The sequence below is a fragment of the Bordetella tumulicola genome, from assembly GCF_965138755.1.
Taxonomy (GTDB): Bacteria; Pseudomonadota; Gammaproteobacteria; order Burkholderiales; family Burkholderiaceae_B; genus Bordetella_A; species Bordetella_A tumulicola.
Window position 1 is genome coordinate 140,842 of record NZ_CBCSFP010000014.1, and the last position, 6,419, is coordinate 147,260.

A 6,419-nucleotide genomic window follows, 5' to 3' on the forward strand; every position below is an offset into this window, starting at 1 on the left:
GCTCCGCTGCGCGGNGCTNCCCGTNTCTCAAAAGGCCGGCGTGGCCNTTACACNNANACCCCCAGTTCGCGTTGTCTGCATGTCGTGAATGCATTTATCGCGCGCCTGGATCCAAGACATTTCACCATTGTGAGTCCCTGCGGCGTGCCTGTGCGTGGGGCCAGCCTTTTGAACCTCGGGCAGTCCCGCGCAGCGGGACCGAGGCCCCTGGTTGGGCCGAGCCGAGGTGATTAGGCTGGCCCCACGCACAGGCACGCTGCAGGGACGCGTCAATTGCGATGACCTACGCCAGCAAACGACCTTCGGTCGTCAGCGTGGCGATTGCCTGGGTCAGCAAGTATGACGACTGCTGCAGAAAAAGATCTTTCGCAGCAAAAAAACTACGACAGCAGAAATCAGCCTTCGAACCAGTTGAGGACGGCGTCCAGGCCTGCGACGTTGAGTGCGTATGGCGTTTGCTCGCGGACGATGGGTTTGGCGCGATACGCCACGGCGTAGCGGGCGAAGCCCAGCATTTTGAGGTCGTTGGCACCGTCGCCCAGGGCAATGATTTGGTCGGGGGTGGCGCCGTGGGTTTGGGCGAAGGCGCGTAGGTGCATGAGCTTGGCATCGGCGTCGAGGATGTTGCCGAGGACTTTGCCCGTGAGTTTGCCGTCCTGGATTTCAAGCGTGTTGGCGTGAGCGCTGTCGAGGTTGAGGCGTTGGCCCAGGCGTTCGGTAAAGAAGGTGAAGCCGCCGGAGACGAGCAGGACTTTGATGCCTGCGGCTTGGGCGGTGGAGATTAACTGTTCTGCGCCGGGATTCAGGCGTAGTTTGTCTGCGTAGACTTGTTCCAGGGCCGAGGCGGGAGTGCCCTGCAGGAGGGCGACGCGGCGGCGCAGGCTTTCCGAGAAATCTTTGATCTCGCCCCGCATGGCGGCTTCGGTGATTTCGGCGACCTTGGGTTTGACGCCGGCCACGCCTGCGATTTCGTCGATGCATTCGATGTTGATCAAGGTGGAGTCCATGTCCATGGCCAGTACCTTGCATTGCGACAGGCGCACGCCTGCGGGGACAAAGGCGGTGTCGACGCCGTGTTGTTCGCCCCAGGCAGTGACTTGCGCGTGAGTGTCTGCGTCTTGGACGACGTTGAGCAAGCGAGAGGCCGTGGCGCTCAGGTGCACAACGCCTTGGGCTTGTGCCAGGGCGGCTAGCTGTTCGACCTGGGCGGCGCTGAGCGCCGGGGATTGAATGACGAGATGAGTGGTGGACATGGCAGAGAGGGGGGCGATGTTGACTATTTCAGTGAGCGAAGCACGGCCCGCACTGCGTCGGCGCGGGTGGAAATTTTGACGACAGTGAACTCGATACGTAGTTTGTCCTGGCCTGCCAATTTAATGTGACGCTGCTTTTGTACCAGCTCGATGATACGCGCGGGATCAACCGTGGTTTTGGGCCCAAATTGCAGCAAGGCCTGATTTTCGCTGGCATCGATCTTGATGACGCCAAGCGGTTGTGCCGCCAGTCGCAGCCGATGCGTGGTCAGGAGTACCTGTGCGGCCTCCGGCAGCTTGCCAAAACGGTCGATGAGTTCCTCCTGGATGCGGATGAGATCATCCTCGTCCTCGGCGTGGGACAGGCGTTTGTAGATCGCCAGGCGCGCGTGTACGTCCGGGCAGTAGTCGGACGGCAGTAGGGCCGGAGCGTGCAGATTGACTTCGCAGGCGAGGTTGAAGGGGGCATCCAGATCGGGTTCTTCGCCGGCTTTGAGGGCGCGTACGGCTTCGTTGAGCATCTCGTTGTACATCGAGAAGCCGATTTCGTGGATGTTGCCGGACTGGGATTCACCCAGGACTTCACCGGTGCCGCGAATTTCCAGGTCATGCATGGCCAGATAAAACCCGGAGCCGAGTTCTTCCATAGCCTGAATGGCTTCCAGCCGCTTTTTGGCATTGGAGGTGATGGCGTCCTCGCCGGGCGTCAGCAGGTAGGCGTAGGCTTGGTGGTGAGAGCGACCGACACGGCCGCGTAGCTGGTGCAATTGGGCCAGCCCAAAACGATCGGCACGATGGATGACGATGGTGTTGGCCGTGGGCACATCGATGCCGGTCTCGATGATGGTGGTGCACAGCAGCACATTAAAGCGCTGCTGATAAAAGCCTTTCATGACCTGTTCGAGTTCGCGCTCGGGCATTTGACCGTGCGCGACCGCGATGCGTGCCTCGGGGACGAGCTCTTCCAGGCGCGCACGGCGATTGTGGATGGTCTCGACCTCGTTATGCAGAAAATAAGCTTGGCCACCGCGTTTGAGTTCGCGCAGCAAGGCTTCACGGATGGTGCTGCCGTCTTCGCGCCGGACAAAGGTCTTGATGGCCAACCGCTTTTGCGGGGCGGTGGCGATGACGGAGAAGTCGCGGATGCCTTCCAAGGACATGCCCAGCGTACGGGGGATCGGCGTGGCCGTCAGCGTCAACACGTCGACTTCGGCGCGCAGGGCTTTGAGGGCTTCTTTTTGGCGCACGCCAAAGCGGTGCTCTTCATCAATGATGACCAGACCCAGACGCTTGAAATTCACGTCTTTCGAGAGAATTTTGTGCGTGCCGATCACGATATCGACGCGGCCATCGTTAATGCCTTGGACGGCCTCAGTGACCTCTTTGGAGGAGCGAAACCGCGAGAGCTCCACGACGCGCACGGGCCAGTCGGCAAAACGATCCGAAAAGGTATGAGCGTGTTGTTCGGCCAGCAGCGTGGTGGGGCAGAGCAGCGCCACTTGTTTGCCATTGGCCACGGCCAAAAAGGCGGCACGCAGGGCGACTTCGGTTTTGCCGAAGCCGACATCGCCACACACCAGGCGATCCATGGGGCGGCCGGAGGTCATGTCGCTGATGACGGCCTGAATCGCAGCGGCTTGGTCCGCCGTTTCTTCAAAGCCAAAGCCTTCGGTAAAGGCCTCGTAGTCGTTGAGGGGCAGATTGAAGGTATAGCCTTCGCGTGCGGCCCGCTGGGCATACAACGCCAGCAATTCGGCGGCGGTGTCGCGCACTTGGCGGGCGGCCTTGCGGCGTGCCTTGTCCCATTGGCCGGATCCCAACTGATGCAGCGGCGCGGCTTCGGGGTCGGCGCCACTGTAGCGAGCAATGACGTGCAATTGAGACACGGGCACGTACAGGGTGCTGCCATTGGCGTACTCGAGATGCAGGAACTCCATCTCGCCGTCGCCCATGTTCATGTTGATGAGACCGTGATAACGCCCAATGCCATGCTGTGCATGCACGACGGGATCGCCGGCGCGCAGCTCGGACAGGTCGCGTACCATGGCTTCGACGTTGCTGGCGCGTTCCTGATTGCGCCGGCCGCGTCGGCTGATTCCCGCATTGCCGGGATACAGATCGCTTTCGGTCAGGAAGAGCAGTTCGGCCGAGGGGATTCCGAAGCCCGACGACAGTGGGGCGGCGGTGAGCGAGAACGTGGCCTGGTTGGCGAGAAACTCTTGGACAGAATCGGGTTGCGCGTCGGGGGGCAGTCCGAATTCCGTCAGCATTTGCGCCAAAGTTTCGCGGCGGCCCGCCGAGTCCGCACACAGCAATACGCGTGATTCGCCGCGCGCTAACAATGCCCGCAGGCGGGCGATCGGGTCTTCGGCGCGTCGGCTGACGCTGACATCGGGCGCAATGGAAAAGTCGGGATGCGGTGCGCCATCTGTCAGGACCAGGCGAGGAAATGTCTTGAATCGCGCGTGCAGGCCTTCGCTATCCAGAAATAGCGCGGCGGGAGGCAATACCGGGCGTTCGCGATCGCTTTTCAGAAAGGTATAGCGGCTCTGGGTGTCCTGGTTGAAGTGCTGGATCGCGTCTTCGATGTCGCCCAACGTGACAGTGATGGCATCGGGCGAGACATAGTCGAATAGTGTCGCGGTCTCGTCAAAGAACAGCGGCAGGTAATACTCGATGCCGGCAAAGGCGATACCGTTGCCGATGTCTTTATAGGGCAGGGCGCGCGACGGGTCGCCTTCGAATTCCTCGCGAAAGCGTGCCCGAAAGCGATTTCTGGCTTCCTCGTCCATGGGGAATTCGCGGCCGGGCAGCAGTTGTACGTCGCGTACTGGATACAGGCTGCGTTGTGTGTCGACGTCAAAGGCGCGGATGGATTCGATTTCGTCGTCAAATAGGTCCAGGCGATAAGGTACCGCGGACCCCATGGGAAACAAGTCGATCAACCCGCCTCGTATGCAAAACTCGCCCGGCGCCGTGACCTGTGTGACGTGGCTGTAGTTGGCCAGCGTCAATTGAGCGCGCAAGGCGGCTTCGTCGAGCTTGTCTTTTTGTTTGAAGGAAAACGTATAGGCGGCCAGGAATGCCGGCGGCGCCAGGCGATAGAGGGCTGTCGTCACGGGGACGAGCAAGATGTCTACGGCCTCTTGCATCAGCGCGTGCAAGGTATGCAGGCGTTCCGATACGAGGTCCTGGTGTGGCGAGAACGCGTCGTAGGGCAGTGTTTCCCAGTCGGGGAGTTGCCGTACACGGAGTTCGGGCGCGAATGGTGGAATTTCGTCGGCGAGCCGCTGCGCTTCGAGCGGAGCGGCCGTGAGAACGATTAACGGCCGCGCGCTTTGTCGGGCCAGATCCGCGAGTAACCAGGCGTCGGCCGAACCCGGCGGACGTGGCTGCGCATAGCGGGCGCCGGGTTTGAGGGCGGACAGTGTGGCGGCAGTGGCGGGGGTCCGCGAGGCCGCTTGAGTGAGAGAGGAATCAGGCATTAGGCCAAAGATTATAAAATCTCTCGGCCATGACTGATTCCCTAATTGCAATCGTACCTGCCGCCGGTGTCGGCCAACGCGCTTCCCGAGCGGGCGAAGCGTGTCCCTTGCCTAAGCAATATCGCCAATTGGCGGGGCAACCTATGCTTCGTCACGCGGTGCTGGCGTTGCTGGCCGATCCTCGCATTGCCCAGGTGCGCGTTGCGGTGTCGGCCGACGATACGTGGGCCGCAGTGGCCCTGACAGGCCTGCCACGCGTGCAATGCCGCCCCTGTGGTGGCCCCACCCGCGCCGACACAGTCGCCGCCGCATTGGCCGATAGCGGCGCATCGGACGATGACTGGATACTCGTCCACGATGCGGCCCGTCCCGGCTTGCCTGCCGACGCGTTGGCTCGTCTGATTGATGTCTGCCTGACCGACGCGGTGGGCGGCCTGCTGGCCTTGCGGGTCGCCGATACGGTCAAGTCTGAACGAGCAGACAGGGAGCCAGATGCGTCCGATGCCGCCGGTGACACGGTGGTGCCCGCCGAATCCTCAGAGAGGCCTCGTGTACGTGCCACACTGGATCGCGATGGCCTGTGGCTGGCCCAGACGCCCCAGATGTTCCGTGCGGGCCTGCTACGCGCTGCGCTTGCCAGTGCACAGTCCAGCGGCGTAGCCGTCACTGACGAAGCGTCAGCGGTCGAGGCTGCAGGTCACAAGCCCTTGTTGGTGTCCGGTTCTTTACTCAATTTCAAAGTAACCTGGCCCGAAGATTTCGAATTAATGGAAAAATGGCTCTAACAGCCAGGAGCATCTGATGAGTTTTCCTTTCCGTGTCGGGCAAGGTTTTGATGTCCACGCCTTGGTCACCGGTCGTCCCTTGATTATCGGCGGTGTCACCATCCCACACACCCACGGCCTACAGGGACACTCCGACGCCGATGTCCTCCTGCACGCCATCACCGACGCGTTGCTGGGCGCTGCCGGCTTGGGCGATATCGGACGTCATTTCCCCGACACCGATCCCACCTACAAGGGCGCCGACAGCCGTGTCTTGCTTCGCGATGCCGTAGCTAAAGTCCGCGAGGCCGGCTGGACTCCTGTCAACATCGACGCCACCATCCATGCCCAGGCCCCCAAAATCGGCCCCCACGCGCCCGCCATGGTGACCAACATCGCCGCCGATGTTGGCATCACTGCAGACGTCGTTAACATCAAAGCCAAAACCAACGAACACCTCGGCTATCTCGGCCGCAAAGAAGGCATCGCTGCTACCGTTGTGGTTTTGCTTGCCAAGGGGTAGGTTCTTGCGTGGCGCTTGAGAGCGTTTGCTGGCGTACGGTGTCGCTATTGAAGCCGTCCCTGTCGCGTGGCTGTGCGTGGNGCCAGCCTAATCACCTCGGCTCGGCCCAACCAGGGGCCTCGGNCCCGCTGCGCGGGNCTGCCCGNNNNTCAAAAGGCTGGCGCCACGCACAGCCACGCGACAGGGACTCTCATTAGGGGCTGGCCGTGAGAGTAGTTTGCCGTTATGGGAACACGGCTTGTTTATCACCACTGGTTAACGCCATTGCAAGTTCATCATTCATTAACGTCATTGCAATTTTCGGACAGCCTAGCCAAGCAGATCCTCCCCTGCACACAGGTACCCAAGCTACCCATTGCAGATCCCGATAGCGATGATTGGGCGCGCCCGTAGG

Annotated in this window: 4 protein-coding genes; 2 read left to right on the forward strand and 2 right to left on the reverse strand. The window is 61.3% G+C overall.

The features are described 5' to 3' along the window. Positions 1-395: 395 nt before the first annotated feature. Together serB and mfd are read right to left on the reverse strand one after the other, a co-directional pair. On the reverse strand, positions 396-1,253 hold the full coding sequence (gene serB, locus ACNAZS_RS24395) for a phosphoserine phosphatase SerB (protein ID WP_415793134.1): 858 nt from the start codon (positions 1,251-1,253) through the stop codon (positions 396-398). Between the two features lie 23 nt (positions 1,254-1,276). After that, positions 1,277-4,738 carry a transcription-repair coupling factor gene (mfd, locus tag ACNAZS_RS24400; protein WP_415793135.1) on the reverse strand — a complete coding sequence of 1,154 codons (3,462 nt, stop codon included), beginning with the start codon at positions 4,736-4,738 and terminating at the stop codon, positions 1,277-1,279. A 29-nt stretch (positions 4,739-4,767) separates the two neighbouring features. Between mfd and ACNAZS_RS24405 the strand changes: the two genes are divergently transcribed. Further along, the gene (locus ACNAZS_RS24405) at positions 4,768-5,523 is read left to right on the forward strand and encodes an IspD/TarI family cytidylyltransferase (RefSeq protein WP_415793136.1); all 756 of its coding nucleotides are present in this window, start codon (positions 4,768-4,770) and stop codon (positions 5,521-5,523) included. 16 nt (positions 5,524-5,539) lie between these two features. Continuing rightward, positions 5,540-6,025, forward strand: coding sequence for a 2-C-methyl-D-erythritol 2,4-cyclodiphosphate synthase (ispF, locus tag ACNAZS_RS24410; RefSeq protein ID WP_415793137.1), 486 nt, complete (start codon positions 5,540-5,542; stop codon positions 6,023-6,025). Positions 6,026-6,419: the final 394 nt, after the last annotated feature.

Bases quoted from the DNA above. Each gene is read 5' to 3' on its own strand.
- serB (WP_415793134.1), bottom strand. From the start codon at position 1,253: ATGTCCACCACTCATCTCGTCATTCAATCCCCGGCGCTCAGCGCCGCC.
- ACNAZS_RS24405 (WP_415793136.1), top strand. From the start codon at position 4,768: ATGACTGATTCCCTAATTGCAATCGTACCTGCCGCCGGTGTCGGCCAA.
- ispF (WP_415793137.1), top strand. From the start codon at position 5,540: ATGAGTTTTCCTTTCCGTGTCGGGCAAGGTTTTGATGTCCACGCCTTG.
- mfd (WP_415793135.1), bottom strand. From the start codon at position 4,738: ATGCCTGATTCCTCTCTCACTCAAGCGGCCTCGCGGACCCCCGCCACT.